This window comes from Psychrobacter sp. CCUG 69069 (assembly GCF_021023115.1).
Taxonomy (GTDB): Bacteria; Pseudomonadota; Gammaproteobacteria; order Pseudomonadales; family Moraxellaceae; genus Psychrobacter; species Psychrobacter namhaensis.
The window spans coordinates 32,858-50,707 of sequence record NZ_QQAI01000004.1; the positions used below are offsets into that span (position 1 = coordinate 32,858).

The following is a 17,850-nucleotide window of genomic DNA, read 5'->3' on the forward strand; positions in this document are numbered from 1 at the left end:
TATCTCAGTTGCGCGTCGTAGTGTATGGGCTTTTTATCTAAAGCTGGCTGTAAGTACAATTAACAAAAAAGAGAATCTTATGAGTAATCAAACACTTGATGAACAAGCGCAAAAAGCCGCGGCCGAGCAAGCACTTATCGAAAAGCGTCGTGAGCGCCTAAAAAATGACTCTATGCGTATCATTGAGATCGCAAGCAACGAGGCCAACTCAGCCCTTAAGTGTATTCATCAGTTGAGTGTGGCAGGCGGCGCGACAGAGGCGACTTATATTGCTATTGAGCAGCGTATTGTTGCAGATCAAGATCCTGCTGGCGCTTATCATTTGGCACTACTGGCGCAAAGCACGTCAGATTTGCCGATTGATGCGCGCCAGCTGATTGAGCTTGTGGTCAATAAAGGTGACAATCAGCAACGCTTAGCACTACTCAAAAACTTACCGCTACCGCCCGTTGATATCATTAAAGAACAGATTTTAGCCAGTGATGATGGTGATGCTATTGGTCAAATGAATGCGTATTTGCAGATCAATCCAGAAGGTTATGGCAGTCACCATATGCTGGCTAGTGGTCAATCAGATCAAATCGTACCCCTGAGTCCAGGTAATTCGTCAAATTAATATAGATAATTGAGAGGTAATCTGGCCGCTTTGATAGGTGGGTTTTTCTATCACTTAATTTTAACGGTTTTTGTCTTAACGTTCTTTAAATGTCAAAAAATTGTTATAATTACCGGTTATCTACTTAAGTTTTAAAGACTTATATCATCCGTTTATAAAATACGACTGACGTTCATTAATCAGGTAGTAAGTTGTTGTTATCAATAATTTATCGGCGAAAATAACGTCATTCAAGCGAGGCATGCATGCAATATCCAAAAAATTACGACGTGGTAGTGATCGGTGGTGGTCATGCTGGTACAGAAGCTGCTTTGGCTGCCGCACGTATGGGCGCGCAGACCTTGCTGTTAACACACAATATTGAGACCCTAGGACAGATGAGCTGTAATCCAGCGATTGGGGGAATTGGTAAGTCACATCTAGTACGTGAAATTGATGCGCTGGGTGGAGCGATGGCACTTGCGACGGACAAAGCAGGTATCCAATTTCGCGTGTTGAACAGTCGTAAAGGTGCGGCTGTCCGTGCCACTCGTGCGCAAGCGGATCGTATTTTGTATAAAGCCGCGATTCGTCATACGTTAGAGAACCAGCCAAATCTAGATTTATTTCAGCAAGCCGCTGATGATATCTTGGTAGAGAATGGTCGTGCTACCGCAGTTGTGACTTCTACAGGCATTATTTTTAAGACCGAAACGGTGGTGTTGACCTCAGGGACTTTCTTAGGCGGGGTTATTCATATTGGGCTTGAGAACTCAAATGGTGGCCGCGCAGGCGATCAGCCTTCTATCAAGCTTGCCGATCGTTTGCGTGAGCTGAAACTACCCGTTGGACGTCTAAAGACGGGTACGCCAGCTCGTATTGATGCGCGCAGTGTTGATTTTAGTGTCATGACGGTACAACCAGGCGATACACCGCTACCAGTCATGAGTTATATGGGTGATGTTGCTATGCATCCTGAACAGGTTAACTGTTATATCACGCATACCAATACTCGTACTCACGACATCATTCGTGAGAATCTTGATCGTTCGCCCATGTTTTCTGGAAAAATTGAAGGTGTCGGACCCCGTTATTGTCCTTCTATTGAAGATAAAATCCATCGTTTCGCTGATAAAGACAGCCATCAGATATTTATCGAGCCGGAAGGGTTGACCACGCATGAGCTGTATCCAAATGGTATTTCGACCAGTTTGCCATTTGATGTGCAGCTAGACTTTATTCATAGTATGAAAGGGTTAGAGAAGGCGCATATTACTCGTCCAGGCTACGCGATTGAGTATGATTACTTTGATCCGCAGAGCTTGAAGCCAACGCTTGAAACCAAATCTATTGATCGTTTGTACTTTGCAGGTCAAATCAATGGTACGACAGGCTACGAAGAAGCGGGTGTGCAGGGTTTGCTGGCAGGGACGAATGCGGCGTTGGTGACTACCAACAACAGTGAGTTTGAGACGTGGACACCGCGCCGTGATGAAGCCTATCTTGGTGTCTTAGTGGATGATTTGATTACCCATGGCACCACGGAACCATATCGTATGTTTACCAGCCGTGCTGAGTATCGTTTGCTGCTACGCGAAGACAACGCTGATCAGCGCCTAACTGAGACGGGTCGTAAGCTTGGTTTGGTTGATGATGTGCGCTGGCAGGCCTACCAAGAAAAAATGGAGGCAATCGCCACAGAGTCCTCACGCCTAAAAGACATGTGGGCCACGCCTACCAATGCCTTGGGACAGCAAGTGACTGAGCAAACAGGGGAGGTGCTATCAAAAGAAGCGACGGCCTTTGATTTGCTAAAACGCCCGCAGATTCATTTTGCTGACATCGCTGCTATCACTGACTCAAAAGTCGATACACAGGTGGGTGAGCAGATAGAAATCTCTGTCAAATACGCAGGCTACATAGATCGTCAGTCCGATGAGATTAATCAGATGAAGCGTCTGGAAAATACCGCGCTGCCGGTGGATTTTGATTACACGGTGGTCTCTGGGTTATCAAATGAAATTGTACAAAAGCTCACGCAAGTGCGCCCTGCAACGCTTGCCCAAGCGGGACGGATAAGTGGTGTGACGCCGGCTGCTGTACAGTTACTAGCAATGACGGTCAAAAAACAAAAAAAGGCAGCAACGGCATTAAATTTATCGTAAGCAATCAGTAAAAGAATCCTAAAAGAGCTCATAATGAGATAACGTTGTGAGCTTTTTTTATGTCTAAACGGTAACAATGTCAAAACAACTTAGGCCGTCTTTATGCTGTTTTGAGAAGAAATAATGGGTAGAATGGAAGTTAGTAGTCAATGATGCTAGTTTCTTACAGAAAAGGAGCGATTTTATGCCTTACGATAAATTATCAGACTTGCCAGACGAGGTAAAAGACAACTTACCCAAACATGCTCAAGAGATATTCAAAGCGGCTTTTAATAGTGCGAGCGAACAGTACGATGAGGAGTCACGCTGGTTTGCTATTGCATGGGCAGCCGTTGAAAATGTTTATCAGAAAAATTCTGATGGTAAATGGGTAAAAAAACCAGATCACAAATAAATACTGAATCAGTGACGATTCCATCTACCTAATTACTTACACTGACCTATATCACACATGCTCTCATGGCTCAATAACATGGCTTTGAGTACGTGGTTGATTTGAGCTTATCTATGATTGAAGCTATTATATTTGCGATTACTATCGTACTGCCCAACCTTGCTTTGATGGGGTTGGGTTTTTTTATGCAAAGACACGGACAAGCCAGCAAAACCTTTATCGACCAGTCGTCAAGCTTTGTTTTTAACTACTGTTTGCCATGTCTGTTGTTTTTTAGCGTGGTCGATAGCGACGTTGATTATGGTAAGCAAATCACGTTGATCGTTGCTGGAATTCTTGTGACCTTTATTTTATTTATTGGGGCAGAGTTTTACGCCAAGCGTTTTGTTGGTAAACCTGCCGATCAAGGCGTGTTTGTCCAAGGCGTGTTTCGGAGCAATATGGCCATTATTGGACTAGCAACCGTTGCGAATGCCTATGGGGAGCGAGGATTAAGTATCGGTGCTGTATATATGGGGGTGGTCACGATACTGTTTAATATTTTAGCCGTCATTACCCTGAGCCGTGTCTCTAAAAAGGTGGATGATACGTTACGCAGTCGTAGTTTGATGATTGTTAAAAAGCTATTTACCAATCCCTTAATACTGGCGCTGGTGGCTGCATTTGCGTATAAGGCGTTCATGTTACCACCGCTTACCGGTGTCATTCATACGACGGGCGACTTACTAGCAGCAGTTGCATTGCCGTTAGCATTGATTTGCGCTGGTGCCAGTATTGATTTGAAGTCGATGCTACACCCGTCAGGATTATCCATGCAGGCTAGTATTGGGCGTATTGTTATTGCTCCATTAATAGCCATCGCGATTGGATTGGGATTTGGTTTATCCGGTGTACATATGGGCGTGCTTTTTTTGATGGTGGCATCGCCAACTGCAGCAGCCAGCTATGTGATGGCAAAGGCTATGGGTGGCAATGACGTGCTTGCGGCGAATATTTTAGCGTTTACCACGGTCGTAGGGATGTTTGGCATGGCGATTGGGGCCGCAATCTTACGTGTGTTAGGTCTAATGTAAGATTATTTTTAGCGTCATACCATACAAATAAGCCCAATAAGGAGAGGTGCATTGGTACACTCACACTGCCGTTTTTAAACCAAATAGTTCCACCGAATATCCATATGCGGAGTGAGCGTTAACGTGTTGCAAGCGTGTGACATGTGACTGTGTTACTCATGCGTATAGAAAAAGCCCTCTTTTTTAATCAGAAAAGAGGGCTTGTCTTATTTTAAATTGTCTCGATTGCGCTTATCTTCTCGGCGCTGTTTACGCTTTGGGCTGACTCGGTAGGTAAAATAGACACCCACTACCGTCACGACAAACAACGCTGCAATGTAAAAAAATATCGATGAACCAATAAAAGTAGAAAATTCCATGACCTTTTTCTCGTTATAGTTTATCAATAATTATGCAAGTGCTATTTACGATTGTAAAGTAAACAACTTTAGCTGAGATGTAAGTTCAAGTGAACGCAAGCGTGCTGCCTGATCATAGACATTGGCCGTAACGATCAGTTCATCAGGCTGATGCGTGGCTATAAACGCCTCAAGTTTTGGTTTGACGGTTTGCACAGAACCAATAAAGGACACTGATAACGCATTATCTACCATCATTTTCTCAGCAGAACTCCAAATGCTGTCCATATCATGAGTCGGCTTTGGCATTTGACCTGTTTCACCACGGCGCAAACGTACGAAACTTTGCTGAGCTGAGGTAAAATGGTAATGGGCGGTCGCATCGTCATCCGCCAGTAGCAAGTTTGCTGCCAACATCACATAAGGTTTGTCCAAGTACGCTGATGGTTTGAATTGTTCACGATAAGTACTAATCGCTTGAGCGAGCATTTGCGGTGCAAAATGAGAGGCAAACACATAAGGCAGCCCAAAGTGTGCGGCTAAGGTGGCGCCAAACAGAGAAGAACCTAGAATCCAGATAGGAATGTTGGAGTTCGCCCCAGGGAAGGCTTGTACAGGACTGTCTTCTGTATCATTGCCTAAAAAATACATCAACTCTTGTACATCTTGAGGAAAGCGTTCAGCGTCTTTCATTTGCCGACGTAATGCTTGAAAAGTGGCGCCATCCGTACCAGGGGCGCGGCCTAAACCCAAATCGATGCGGTCTCCGTACAGTGCCTGTAATGTACCAAACTGCTCGGCAATTACGAGAGGCGCGTGGTTTGGCAGCATAACGCCGCCTGCACCGATACGTATGCGCTTGGTTTGACTGCCGATATGCGAGAGTAGTACTGAGGTTGCCGCACTAGCGATACCTGGCATATTGTGGTGCTCTGCCATCCAAAATCGGTTTAGACCGAATTTTTCTGCTTGCTGCGCTGTCTCGACAGTTTGAGCGATGCCTTCAGCGATGGTTTTACCTTCAGGAACGGGTGCGAGATCTAAAAAGGATAAGGGGATTGTATTACTCATAAATCATCCAGTAAAATAGTTAATTATTTTCTATTGATATGCTTGTGGTCAGTGCTAGTTTCAAGTAGATCTAGCAAGTATTAATAAATCATAACAAACCGTGCAATGCGACTTTGCATTGCGCTGCATGGCGATTAATCGGAAGTACGCTTAATCGTTAATAGTTTTATTGATAAGTAGGCGTACGCCACAAAAAAAGCAGGTGACCGAGTCACCTGCTTTTTTGGTTTATCCAGTTCTAAAACAAAAAACTGGACGATTACTAGAACGGTCTGATCAATAACACATAATACTATTCGGCTTGATCGGCAAGTTTATAGGCCATGACATAGTCACCAATAGTTGTGCCAACTGAACCATGTCCACCAGCAACCAACACTACCATTTGCTCACCTTTAGAGTTCAAGTAGGTCATTGGCGTGGCCTGACCGCCTGCGGGGATGCGCACATTCCACAACACGTCGCCATTTTTTAAATCATAAGCGCGGAAATTGTTTTCAGTAGCAGCTGACAAGAATGCCACGCCCCCTTGGGTAATAATGGGTCCACCAATACCAGGAACACCCAGCTCCAGTTTTAGTGGAATAGGCGATAAATCCTGTACAGTACCATTTTTACGCTGATAGGCAATCTCACCGGTCGCTAGGTTAGCCCCTGCTATGGTGCCCCATGGTGGCTGCTGACATGGTACGCCTAACGGTGATAAGAAGGGTCCCATTTCTACCGCATAGTCTGCGCCTTTATTGGCATTAACCCCTTGTTCACCTTTATTGGTTTCTGCATCACCAAGATTGTCTCTGGGAATGAGTTTTGACTTAAATGCCAGATAAGTTGGCATACCAAACATTACGCCATTTTTAGGATCGACAGCAATACCGCCCCAGTTAAAGGTACCGAAATTGCCAGGATAGACTAGAGTGCCTTCAACCGATGGTGGCGTATAACGACCATCATAATTGAGCTGATTAAATTCAATACGGCACATCATCTGATCAATTAAGCTTGCACCCCACATGTCTTTTTCAGTGAGTGGCTCAGGCTCAAAGCTCAAAGCAGAGTAAGGCTGCGTGGGAGCGGCGTGTTCACCTGCTACCAGATAACCTTGTGGTGCTGGGCGCTCTTTGATCGGTACAATGGGTTCACCTGTCGCACGGTTTAGGACATAGACATCGCCTTGTTTAGTAGGAACGACAAGGGCAGGCTGCACGCCATCGGCGGTGTCTAGATCCAGTAACGTGGGCTGGGCAGGTGTATCCATATCCCAAAGGTCGTGATGAACAAACTGCTGAACCCAGCGTGCTTCACCTGTTTTGAGATCTAAAGCAACAACGGACGTCGCGTATTTTTCTTCAGCGGCGTTTCGATAGCTACCTAGTTGGTCGGGCGTACGATTACCCATTGGGAAATACGCCAATCCAAGCGCTTCATCGGCACTGGCTGTCGACCATGAATTTGGCGAGCTGGTGCGATAAACTTGGGTTGGATCATTGACGTCAAAAGGTGCTGTTTTGTCAGGATCGCCTGAATCCCAGTTCCACATGAGCTCGCCAGTATTGACATCATAAGCACGGATAACACCAGAGGGAGAGTTGACATCATAGTTGTCATTGACTGCCCCCGCCACAATAATAACACCGCCTGCGACGATCGGTGGAGAGGTCGAATAATAGTAACCGGCTTGCTTAAAGGGCATGTTATGCATCAAATCTAACGCACCATCGTCACCAAAATCTTGACAACGTTGTCCAGTGTTTGGGTCGAGTGCGTATAATTTGGCATCAGAGGTAGGAATAAAGATTTTGGCATCACATTGAGTCGAGGCGTTATCAAAAGTGTTGCCCGCAATTTTTTGTACCATCACATTGCTGGTGGTCGCTTTACTAGTAGCAGTGTTGATGACACTACTATTGCCACTTGCTGCCGTATTGGTGTCTGCAACGACGTTATCAGCACCCGCTTGACCAGCATAATAGGACACGCCTCGACACGTTTGGTGTTGACGTTGTAGGTTTTTCTCTACTTTAGGGTCAAACTTCCACAAGGTCTCACCAGAGTCTGCATCCAATGCCAGTACCCAGTTGTGCGGAGTACACATGAATAAAGCATTGCCGATTTTTAGGGGCGTGGCTTGATAGGTCGTCTCACCGACATCATTAGGACCTTTTACATCGCCTGTTTGGATTTGCCAAGCAAGCTCTAAGTCTTTAACGTTACTGGTGTTGATTTGAGTCAGAGGAGAGTAGCGTTGCCCATAGTCAGTACGACCATATGCACTCCATTCACCCTCTGACGTTTGCTCACCATTTGATAGTGGGTCACCAAGATTGGCAGACGTATCAGTTGAAGTGGCGGTCAAATCAAGTTCGCCTAATTTGTCAGTGGCGTTGTTTGCTAAGCTGCCAAAAGAAAGCAGGGCACCAACACCAACGCTGGCTAACAGACCCCAATAATAAAGAGGGTTTTTCTTAAAAGTGTCTTTATTTAGCGCGCTGTTAGTATTATCTGCCGATACTCGGGTTTTCTTGCCGTGCATCTTATTAGCTACCCAAGGCAATAACATCAACAGGCCAAATATGAGTGGAAAGCCGACTCGAGGCGCTAGTGCCCACCAATAAAAGCCGGACTCCCAAAGTGCCCACGCGACAGTGGCAATAATAAAGACAGTGTAGAGCCCGTAAGCACTCCAATGTCTTTTAAACAATAAAAATGCTGTGACAAGCATCGTGATGCCAGCAATAACATAATAGGGACTGCCCCCTAAAGAGAGCAGATAAGCGCCGCCGATCAGCAAAGGGGCGGCAAAAACTGCCATAATGATCGCTACGAGTTTTTCCATGAGCGGTATCACCTGTTTACATAAGAGCAAATGGACATGCAGTGATCGACACCCAGGCACAATTCAATGTCTAGGCGTCCAGCAATACATGCAGAAATAAAAAATAAGTCAAACGTTGAATAACGTTCTAGACTCTATTTTATCACTTATACATAAGCTCGGTAAAGGTAGGGTAAGGTGACACCAGCCGTTTAGCCGCCTTGTTTTAGTTGTCAAATTGTTTCTGACACAGCTCCATAAAGGCACGTCCGTATTGGCGAATCTCTGCGTCATCACGTACGGCCATCCAACTGGTGAAGCGTCCAAAATGATCCACTGGAATGGCCGTTAAGTTTTGATAGTGGCTCGGCTCAAACGCCATTTCTGCGATAATACCAATGCCTAAACCAAGACCCACGTAGGTGCTGATCACATCAGCATCGAGCGCTGCTATGACGATATCTGGCTCTAAGCCTGCTTCCTCAAAAGTCTTGTCAATCGCTCCGCGTCCTGTAAAGCCGCCGTGATAGGTGACAATGGGGTAGCTGGCAAGGGTCGGTAAGTCAATAGACGCTTGGTTGGCAAGTTCATGATCGCTTGGTACGATGACGCGATGCGTCCAGTCATAGTATCGGTAGCATCTGAGGTAACTGTTATGAAGTAGAGACTCGGTGGCAATACCAATGTCCGCTTGGCCACGAATGACCATCTGCGCGATGGTCTCAGGATCTGCTTGTTGGAGGATTAAATTGACCTTAGGAAAACGATCTTTGAATTCTTTTACCACTTGTGGCAACACATAACGCGCCTGCGTGTGAGTGGTGGCAATGGTCAGTGTGCCGATATTTGGATTGTTAAAATCAAGGCTAAGGTTTTCAATCGTACGGATTTCAGCAAATATCGATTCGATGTGAGGCATGAGTGCTGTGCCCATAGAAGTCAGGCCGGTCAGCCGTTTGCCTTGACGAATGAAGACTTCGGTTTTAAGTTGATTCTCAAGCGCAGCAATGTGTTTTGACAAGCTCGATTGACTGGTATGCAGTACTGTCGCTGCTTGGCTTAAGTTATAGCCATTAATCACCGTATGCCATACTGTCTCCAGCTGTTTGAGCTGAATTTGTAAATGCCGCTGATTGACCACTACATCGATTGCCATTATTGAATCCTATTGTGTAAATATACAAACCCTGTCTGTATACATAAAATGAAAAGGTAAAAATATGTCGTAAAGGAGTAGTGTAAAACAAAGTTATTATTCTTGTATATAATAAATAGCTATCAATTTATAATAATTGGGAATATAGAGTGTCTCATTTATTTAAAGATAAGCAGGAATGATGGGAAATAAGCGGCCATGACTGCATAAAAAAACCGCTGTCTTCTAGAAGACAGCGGTTTATCGATTGTACATTCAATCACTAAGATTGGAGTGAATTAATACCTCACTCAGCGATATCAAAACGATCCGCATTCATGACTTTGTTCCAAGCGCGGACGAAATCATGAACGAATTTTTCTAGATTGTCGTCTTGCGCATATAGTTCAGCGTAAGAACGCAATATAGAGTTTGAGCCAAACACCAAGTCCACACGGCTGGCTTGCCATTTGGTTTTTCCTGTACTACGCTCGCGTACCTCATAAGTATTAGCGGTACTGCTTGTGTTATCGCTTGTTTTTACAGGATGCCAGGTGTAGTTCATATCCGTTAAGTTGACAAAAAAGTCATTGGTCAGCACGCCAGCTCGTTCAGTAAAGACGCCGTATTGGCTTTGACCATGATTGGTATCTAGCACGCGCATACCACCGATCAGCACCACCATCTCAGGCGCGGTCAAGCCCATCAATTGAGTGCGATCGAGCAGCATCTCTTCAGGTGATACGATGTACTCACCTTGGACCCAGTTACGATAGCCATCGTGTAAGGGTTCCAAATCAGAGAATGAGTCCGTGTCAGTCATGGCGTCGGTTGCATCACCGCGTCCCGCTTTAAATGGGACAGTGATGTCTACGCCCGCGGCGTCTGCGGCTTGCTCAATCGCGGCATTACCAGCCAAAACAATCAGGTCGGCTAAGCTGACGTCTTTGCTAAATTCCGTTTGAATACGTGTCAACGTCTCAAGCACACGTTGGAGCTGCTCAGGCTCATTACCTACCCAGTCTTTTTGCGGTGCTAGACGAATGCGCGCACCGTTGGCGCCGCCGCGATAGTCTGAGGCGCGGAAAGTACGTGCGCTATCCCATGCCGTGATGATTAGCTCACGGCGGCTCAGCCCACTACTTAACATTTGCGATTTTAAAGTTGCAATATCATCAGCCGTCAAGTCAGTGTTGCCGGTTGGAGTAGGATCTTGCCAGACAAAGTCTTCTTCTGGTACGTCTGCGCCTAAATAGCGAGACTTAGGACCTAAATCACGGTGCGTCAGTTTAAACCATGCTTTTGCAAAGACTTCATCGAAATAGTCTGGATTTTGATGAAACTTCTCTGAAATCTCACGGTATATAGGGTCTTTGATCAAGGCCATGTCCGCATCAGTCATGATTGGGTTGCGGCGTACACTTGGATCGTGCGCATCTAGCGGGCGGTCTTCTTCTTTGATGTCGGTTGGCTCCCACTGCCAAGCACCTGCTGGACTTTTAGTCAATGCCCAGTTGTGACCTAACAGAAGCTCGAAGTAGCCGTGATCCCATTGAGTAGGATTGGTTGTCCAGGCCCCTTCAATACCACTTGTAACGGTGTCGCCTGCATTGCCACGACCTTTAGGATTGCGCCAGCCTAAGCCTTGCTCAGTCACATCAGCGGCTTCTGGTTCATCTTCTAATACAGTCGCATCGCCATTACCATGACACTTACCAACGGTGTGTCCACCCGCGGTCAATGCCACCGTTTCTTCATCGTTCATGGACATGCGAGCAAAGGTAGTACGCATGTCTTTAGCGGTTTTTAGTGGGTCAGGATTGCCATCAACACCTTCAGGGTTGACATAGATTAAGCCCATCTGTACCGCTGCTAACGGGTTTTCAAGCGACTCACGGTTTTCATCGCTGTCGTAACGATTTTCGGTAGCGGCCAGCCACTCACGCTCCGAGCCCCAATAGATGTCTTTTTCTGGATGCCAAATGTCAGCGCGCCCACCAGCAAAACCTAAGGTTTTAAAACCCATCGATTCGTAGGCCATATTGCCCGCTAAAATCATCAAATCTGCCCAAGACAATTTACTGCCGTATTTTTTCTTGATAGGCCATAACAGGCGACGGGCTTTATCAAGGTTGACATTGTCAGGCCAGCTATTTAATGGGGCAAAGCGTTGGTTACCCGTATTAGAGCCGCCGCGACCGTCAGCACGACGATAAGTACCAGCAGAATGCCATGCCATACGAATCATAAGACCACCATAATGGCCCCAATCTGCTGGCCACCACTCTTGTGATTCAGTCATTAAGTTTTTTAAATCTTGCTTAACCGCTTCTAAATCTAGCTGCTTAAAAGCCTCCGCATAATTAAAATCCGCACCCATAGGATCGGTCTTTTTGTCATGCTGATGCAAGATGTCTAAATTCAAACTGTTCGGCCACCAATCAGTGGCGGCAGAGGAAGTGGTGGTGTGGGCTTGGTGCATGACAGGGCAGCCACCCATACTAGGGCGCTGTGGCGCGTGAGCGTGATCTATATTTTCACTATGAATGGTGGGACCTTGGTCGTCACCTTGATCATAGGTGGTGTTAGTAGCAGCCGTACTGCTGTTGTGATTTACAGGGCAACGCTCCATGTCTGGCGTCGCTTTTTTATCATTTGGGGTAGCGGTTGAGTCGGTCATTGTGTAACTCCTAGACTATGGTGATAGGGTGGATAAACAGTTAATCGTCATAACCATTGCTTATGTACTAAGCATAACTAAGTATTTATAATTTATAAAACTTATATATAAGGATTATAAGTTTTAAATAATTAATCGTGAAAAATCTTAACATTTTAAATTATCAATGCGCTATCAACGTCCTTATTCGCTATCGCTAAATGATCTGGCGCTACTGTCACCTATACTTATATATTACACGTAAAGTAGTGAATTGCTAGCCATCTTTAATGAGAGAAGATAGAAAGGAAAACATCGGTCAATGTAACCTTAATGAAAAGCTAGCGTCATCTGCGTTACCCTATGAAAAATAAGCCCTCCCTAAACCTTGCAATCAGTCAGTTAATGCAAAAACATCTAGTCAAGGTAGGCGTTCTCAAGTACCATAATTGAATTTTGTTATAACGGCCGTATTTGTGCAACGTTAAGCAATTTTTATCGATCCTCATTGTCGACATCTGATAAAAATGATTGATAAAAATTGTGCGCAGTTGTGTTCTTTGTCCCAAGTGTTAGTGAGTGATTATGTCTGCTGTCAAATCTGTACCACCCAATCAAACCGATGCCAAAAAATCATGGGGTGAGGCGGCGAAAGCGTATCTCGATCGCCGTGCTATTATCATGTTGTTTTTGGGCTTTGTTGCTGGCATTCCAATTCTGCTTATTTTTTCAAGTTTGTCACTATGGCTTCGTGAAGCAGGTATCGATCGCAGCGTCGTGACTATGTTTAGCTGGGCTGCCTTGGGTTACTCGTTCAAATTTATTTGGGCGCCGCTGGTCGATGCGGTACCGCTGCCTATATTAACCAAATTATTGGGTCGTCGCCGCAGCTGGATATTGGTCGCTCAATTACTGATTATTCTGGCCATTTGTCTGATGGCCAGTGTCAATCCAGTCGATGAAAGCAGTCTGGTTTGGATGGCAGTTGGTGCCGTCCTGCTTGGTTTTTCTTCTGCCACGCAAGACATCGTCATCGATGCGTACCGTATCGAGCTTGCGCCGCCAAGTCTGCAATCTGTACTATCGGCGATGTATACGGCGGGCTATCGCTTGGGCATGATTGTTGCGGGTGCAGGCGCTTTGTACTTAGCAGACTATTTTGGCTCGACAGAAGCACTTTATAGCTATGAGGCGTGGCGTAATACCTACTGGATTATGGCGGGTGTTATGGGGATTGGTGTGGTCACTACGCTCCTCATTCATGAGCCGGTGAGTGAGCAGGTACGTGTGCCGCGCCAGACATCAGACTACACGCGTTTGGTCTTGGTCTTTGCTTTATCAGTGATTGGTTTTGTCATGGTGTTTGCCAATGTTGGGGACATACTGCCTGACACTGAAAGCGCGCTATGGGGCTTTTTAATTGAAATGGTGCATTTGGCGTTGAGTTTGACGACCGCGTTAGTCATTGGTTATGCACTAGTAAAAGTCGGCGTGGTCAAAGAAGAGGTAGCAAGAGCGACATGGATCGAGCCTATTGCAGATTTTTTTCGTCGTTACGGCAAAAAAGCCCTGTTACTACTGGCGCTGATTGGACTCTACCGCATATCTGATATCGTCGCTGGCGTGATCTCCAACGTTTTTTATCTTGATATGGGCTTTACTAAAACAGATATTGCCAACGCTGTGAAGTTGGTTGGGGTCGTTATGGTGATTGCGGGCGGCTTTTTAGGTGGCCTCATGGCGCAAAAGCTGCGCATGATGCAAGCGATGATGGTCGGCGCGATTTTGGCCTGTGTGACCAACTTATTGTTTGTGCTGTTGACTTATCATCAAGGCAGCTTGCCTGTGATGTACATGGCGGTGATTTTTGATAATTTAGCGGCAGGATTGGCCAGTGCGGTCTTTATCGCCTTCTTATCCGCACTGACGTCTATTCGTTTTACGGCGGTACAGTACGCCATCTTTTCATCGCTTATGACCTTACTGCCGAAAGTATTGGGCGGTTATTCAGGTACTATTGTTGATAATATGGGTTATCCATTCTTCTTTATTTTCACCTTTGCCATCGGTATTCCAATTTTGGTGCTGATTTATCTGGTTGATAAACATATCGTCATTGGTGACAACGATGATATCTACGGAGATAATGATGGCAATGATGACGGTGGCAACGACGTCACCAATAAACTTGCCAAGGCCAATCCGAACTTGACAGATACCAAAGAGCCACCACGCGCATCAGAGTAGTGGACGGACTCAGTAGTACGTTAGTTTTTATCACCTACAATATTTTTAAGAGTAATTTATGACCACAGTAACCATTCGTCAAATAAAGCAGCACATTCAGCAACTGACGAATGGCGACACGGATAATCAGCTACCATCGTTTTGGCTAACGGATTGGTTGCTACATGTCATTCATAAACCTGCGTTGTTTTTACTCACTGATGAAGGCTATGAGCTGACGAGTAGTGAGCTTACGCAGTTCAATGCGGGTGTGGTTAAAATGCAGCAAGGGACGCCACTGGCCTATTTAACGGGTCAGCAAGCGTTTTGGTCCCTTAGCTTTACTGTCAATGAGCATACGCTGATCCCTCGGCCTGATACGGAAGTATTGGTCGAGCAAGTATTAGGCTGGATAAGTACTCAACCAACGTGCACAAGTAAGAAACAACTACTTGATTTAGGCACTGGCTCAGGTTGTATTGCCATCAGTCTTGCGCATGAATTAAAGCATGCCAACTGGCAAGTGGTCGCTGTCGATCTATCGCAAGAAGCGCTTAACGTTGCTTGGCATAATGCCGTTGTCAATGATGTCGCCAACATTGAATTCATACAAAGCAGCTGGTATAACGAGCTGTCTATATATGAGAAAAAGTCATTTGATGTCATCGTCTCCAATCCCCCTTACATCGATGAGGCAGACGCGCATTTAGCACAGCTAAAAGCCGAACCTATCAGTGCGTTAAGTGCGCCTAGGCAGGGTTTGGCTGATATCGAACATATCGTAGAGCAAGCATCGCCCTATTTACGCGTAGGGGGGCTGCTAGCAATTGAACACGGTTTCGACCAAGGCGCTGCTGTCCGTCACATATTTTTGGATAACGGTTTTGAGTCCGTCAATACGGTGCAAGATTATGGCGGTAATGATCGCGTCACGCTTGGCCAGAGTCAATAAGCAGATAGCTGACAATCATCGTTTTAATAATAACGATTATAGTTGAAGATTTTTTAGTTGATAGTTTCTTTTAATCAGTAGTCAGTTTTATCATAATAAAGTTGTTTAATCATCGGTTTCAAATAAATCATAGGTTTCAAATAAGTATGACGCACTCACTCGAGACAGGGCAGTTATTAGATGAAGAGTTGCTGCGTTATGCGCGGCAAATATTGCTTGATGGCTGGGATATTGATGCTCAGCTAAGATTGAAGTCTGCGCGCGTGGTAATCATTGGTGCAGGTGGACTGGGTTGTCCCGCTTCTGAGACCTTGGTGCGAGCAGGACTGGGACAGGTTCATCTGATTGATGATGATGTGATTGAGGCGAGTAATTTACAGCGGCAAACGTTGTTTTTGCCCGAAAATATCGGTCAACCCAAAGCCCAGACAGCGGCGACAATGCTAAAGCTTATCAACCCATTGATAACGGCGCACGGTACGGTGGCACGATTGAATGAAGACAACGCTTATGAGTTGCTCGATATGGCAGTGAGTAAGCCTGATTTACTCTTAGACTGTACGGATAATTTTGCCACGCGTGACATTATCAATCGCATCAGTGTGCGCTATCAAATTCCGCTATTGTCGGCTTCAGCGATTGCAATGCAAGGGCAGTTGGCGTTGTTTGAACCGCATCTAAATACGGGTTGCTATCACTGTGTGTTTGGTTCAGTGGTACTTGATGAAGCAAGTGATGAGCGTACTTGCGCCAATTCAGGCGTGCTTGCCAGTACCACGGCCATTATGGGCAACCTACAGTCCAATGCCGCCTTGCAATACTTGGGATTAACCAAAAATCCACTGACAAACAAGCTGCTACTATGGGATGGTAAGCAGATGCAGCAACGGCTGATGGGTTATCGCAAAGATCTAGAGTGTCCTGTCTGTAGCAGTCACTAATCTTTATTGAACACTGACTGTTTAACGCATGCTTGCCTGTCCTTTAATCTTCTTTTTATTACCATAGTTGTTTTTTATGAAAATTCATCGTCCGCATTTATTAAAGCACACTTTTAATGTTGTGAATCGTGTTCGCCAGACGGCGAGTGTTGCTGGTCTATCGGCGCTAAGAGTCGCCAAAGGTGAAAAGCCTGACGCGATGCTACTCAAAGAGACGTTTGAGCAGTTAGGTACGACATATATCAAAATTGGTCAGTTTATTGCCAGTACGCCCTCACTGTTTCCACGTGATTATGTCACCGCGTTCCAGAGCTGTTTGGATCAAACCACGCCATTGTCTTACGCTTATATTGAGCAAGTATTAACAGACGAGTTGGCGATTGATGGTCTGACGCTTGACGAGATGTTCGCCCATATTGACTCAGAACCGTTAGCATCAGCCTCTATCGCTCAAGTTCATGCGGCACGTCTACACAATGGTGATGAGGTGGTGCTAAAAGTACAAAAACCTGGTGTCGAGACCATCATGCAGACGGATTTAGGCGTTTTGCACGGTGTCACCAAATTGCTTGAGATACTGATGCCATCGATGAAGTTTGCCAGCATCGCGCCGATTATCGATGAGATCCGTCTGCGTATGCTTGCTGAGACAGATTTTATCGCTGAGGCGCAGAATATTCGAGATTTTCAGCAGTTTTTAGCGGTATCAGGGAATACCCGTGTGGTGGCCCCAAAAGTATACGAGGCGCTAACGACCAAGCGGGTACTGACCATGAGTCGCTTATACGGCGTCTCTATGGTAGATGAGTCGCTAATGCGTCAGTACTGCACGGATCCTGCGCAAGTTATGGCAGATACTTTAAATACATGGTTTGCCAGTCTTATGCTGTGCAATAGTTTCCACGCTGATTTACACGCTGGGAACTTAATGCTACTGACTGATGGTCGCATTGGCTTTTTGGACTTTGGTATCGTTGGCAAGTTAAAAGCAGAAAGCTGGCGCGCGTGTATGGGTATGATGCAAGCGATGCAGGACAGTGATTATCAAGCGATGGCGCGCCATATGATCGATATGGAAATGACTCATGGTGGCAATCAGGTGGACGTGGTGGCGCTGGGGGATGATTTACAGCGTATGATGAAAAATATCATGGCAGAAGACAAAGCCTTTACTAGCGGTGTGCCTTTTAACAGTAAAGAGCAAGCCGATGAGCTTAATACAATGATGCTTGAGATTGTCGAAGTGGGTAAGCGTCACGGTATTCACTTTCCCCGTGACTTTGCTTTGTTGACCAAGCAGATGCTCTATTTTGATCGCTTTATGCGTACACTTGCGCCTGACATGGATATGTTCAACGATCAGCGCGTACAAATGCTCGGACAAACAAAGACCGAGACGGATACAGCGTCAACGTTGGATGTGTCCTAATTTTTCATAATGTTTTAAATGATCTGCTCGTTACTGCTTTCGACTGTTTTAACACAA

At 45.6% G+C, this 17,850-nt stretch carries 13 protein-coding genes; 8 read left to right on the forward strand and 5 right to left on the reverse strand.

Features of this window, described 5'->3' with window-relative positions; all coding sequences use genetic code 11:
* Positions 1 to 79 precede the first annotated feature (79 nt).
* From DVY93_RS04240 to DVY93_RS04255, 4 genes are all read left to right on the forward strand, one after another.
* On the forward strand, positions 80 to 616 hold the full coding sequence (locus DVY93_RS04240; RefSeq protein ID WP_230709285.1) for a hypothetical protein: 537 nt from the start codon (positions 80 to 82) through the stop codon (positions 614 to 616).
* A gap of 245 nt (positions 617 to 861) precedes the next feature.
* A complete protein-coding gene (gene mnmG, locus DVY93_RS04245; RefSeq protein WP_198334735.1) occupies positions 862 to 2,760 on the forward strand; it encodes a tRNA uridine-5-carboxymethylaminomethyl(34) synthesis enzyme MnmG in 1,899 nt (632 codons plus the stop codon).
* Positions 2,761 to 2,944: 184 nt separating this feature from the next.
* Positions 2,945 to 3,154, forward strand: a complete 210-nt coding sequence (locus tag DVY93_RS04250; protein WP_198334736.1) for a ChaB family protein — start codon at positions 2,945 to 2,947, stop codon at positions 3,152 to 3,154.
* Positions 3,155 to 3,267: 113 nt separating this feature from the next.
* Positions 3,268 to 4,227, forward strand: a complete 960-nt coding sequence (locus tag DVY93_RS04255) for an AEC family transporter (protein WP_198334737.1) — start codon at positions 3,268 to 3,270, stop codon at positions 4,225 to 4,227.
* 206 nt (positions 4,228 to 4,433) lie between these two features.
* Here the strand turns inward: DVY93_RS04255 and DVY93_RS04260 are convergent, their stop codons facing one another.
* The 5 genes from DVY93_RS04260 to katG all read right to left on the reverse strand — a co-directional run bounded on the left by DVY93_RS04260 (position 4,434) and on the right by katG (position 12,086).
* The gene (locus tag DVY93_RS04260) at positions 4,434 to 4,586 is read right to left on the reverse strand and encodes a hypothetical protein (RefSeq protein ID WP_193006776.1); all 153 of its coding nucleotides are present in this window, start codon (positions 4,584 to 4,586) and stop codon (positions 4,434 to 4,436) included.
* A gap of 45 nt (positions 4,587 to 4,631) precedes the next feature.
* A complete protein-coding gene (locus tag DVY93_RS04265; RefSeq protein WP_193006775.1) occupies positions 4,632 to 5,636 on the reverse strand; it encodes an LLM class flavin-dependent oxidoreductase in 1,005 nt (334 codons plus the stop codon).
* A gap of 292 nt (positions 5,637 to 5,928) precedes the next feature.
* The gene (locus tag DVY93_RS04270) at positions 5,929 to 8,472 is read right to left on the reverse strand and encodes a membrane-bound PQQ-dependent dehydrogenase, glucose/quinate/shikimate family (protein WP_230709287.1); all 2,544 of its coding nucleotides are present in this window, start codon (positions 8,470 to 8,472) and stop codon (positions 5,929 to 5,931) included.
* Between the two features lie 205 nt (positions 8,473 to 8,677).
* Entirely contained in the window at positions 8,678 to 9,607 is a 930-nt protein-coding gene (locus tag DVY93_RS04275) for a LysR substrate-binding domain-containing protein (protein WP_193006773.1), read from the reverse strand.
* Between the two features lie 286 nt (positions 9,608 to 9,893).
* On the reverse strand, positions 9,894 to 12,086 hold the full coding sequence (katG, locus tag DVY93_RS04280) for a catalase/peroxidase HPI (RefSeq protein ID WP_230709441.1): 2,193 nt from the start codon (positions 12,084 to 12,086) through the stop codon (positions 9,894 to 9,896).
* A 744-nt stretch (positions 12,087 to 12,830) separates the two neighbouring features.
* Between katG and DVY93_RS04285 the strand changes: the two genes are divergently transcribed.
* From DVY93_RS04285 to DVY93_RS04300, 4 genes are all read left to right on the forward strand, one after another.
* Complete coding sequence (locus DVY93_RS04285; protein WP_230709289.1) at positions 12,831 to 14,492, forward strand: AmpG family muropeptide MFS transporter; 1,662 nt, start codon at positions 12,831 to 12,833, stop codon at positions 14,490 to 14,492.
* Positions 14,493 to 14,550: 58 nt separating this feature from the next.
* Positions 14,551 to 15,423: a peptide chain release factor N(5)-glutamine methyltransferase gene (gene prmC / locus DVY93_RS04290; protein WP_230709290.1), complete on the forward strand. Its 873-nt coding sequence runs from the start codon at positions 14,551 to 14,553 to the stop codon at positions 15,421 to 15,423.
* A 146-nt stretch (positions 15,424 to 15,569) separates the two neighbouring features.
* Positions 15,570 to 16,364, forward strand: a complete 795-nt coding sequence (locus tag DVY93_RS04295) for a HesA/MoeB/ThiF family protein (protein WP_198334741.1) — start codon at positions 15,570 to 15,572, stop codon at positions 16,362 to 16,364.
* 76 nt (positions 16,365 to 16,440) lie between these two features.
* Positions 16,441 to 17,793 (forward strand): ABC1 kinase family protein, encoded by a 1,353-nt coding sequence (locus tag DVY93_RS04300; RefSeq protein ID WP_198334742.1) that lies wholly within the window; start codon positions 16,441 to 16,443, stop codon positions 17,791 to 17,793.
* Positions 17,794 to 17,850: the final 57 nt, after the last annotated feature.

Excerpts from the sequence above, each read along its gene's own strand:
- DVY93_RS04240 (WP_230709285.1), top strand. The coding sequence starts at position 80 with ATGAGTAATCAAACACTTGATGAACAAGCGCAAAAAGCCGCGGCCGAG.
- mnmG (WP_198334735.1), top strand. The coding sequence starts at position 862 with ATGCAATATCCAAAAAATTACGACGTGGTAGTGATCGGTGGTGGTCAT.
- DVY93_RS04250 (WP_198334736.1), top strand. The coding sequence starts at position 2,945 with ATGCCTTACGATAAATTATCAGACTTGCCAGACGAGGTAAAAGACAAC.
- DVY93_RS04255 (WP_198334737.1), top strand. The coding sequence starts at position 3,268 with ATGATTGAAGCTATTATATTTGCGATTACTATCGTACTGCCCAACCTT.
- DVY93_RS04260 (WP_193006776.1), bottom strand. The coding sequence starts at position 4,586 with ATGGAATTTTCTACTTTTATTGGTTCATCGATATTTTTTTACATTGCA.
- DVY93_RS04265 (WP_193006775.1), bottom strand. The coding sequence starts at position 5,636 with ATGAGTAATACAATCCCCTTATCCTTTTTAGATCTCGCACCCGTTCCT.
- DVY93_RS04270 (WP_230709287.1), bottom strand. The coding sequence starts at position 8,472 with ATGGAAAAACTCGTAGCGATCATTATGGCAGTTTTTGCCGCCCCTTTG.
- DVY93_RS04275 (WP_193006773.1), bottom strand. The coding sequence starts at position 9,607 with ATGGCAATCGATGTAGTGGTCAATCAGCGGCATTTACAAATTCAGCTC.
- katG (WP_230709441.1), bottom strand. The coding sequence starts at position 12,086 with ATGGGTGGCTGCCCTGTCATGCACCAAGCCCACACCACCACTTCCTCT.
- DVY93_RS04285 (WP_230709289.1), top strand. The coding sequence starts at position 12,831 with ATGTCTGCTGTCAAATCTGTACCACCCAATCAAACCGATGCCAAAAAA.
- prmC (WP_230709290.1), top strand. The coding sequence starts at position 14,551 with ATGACCACAGTAACCATTCGTCAAATAAAGCAGCACATTCAGCAACTG.
- DVY93_RS04295 (WP_198334741.1), top strand. The coding sequence starts at position 15,570 with ATGACGCACTCACTCGAGACAGGGCAGTTATTAGATGAAGAGTTGCTG.
- DVY93_RS04300 (WP_198334742.1), top strand. The coding sequence starts at position 16,441 with ATGAAAATTCATCGTCCGCATTTATTAAAGCACACTTTTAATGTTGTG.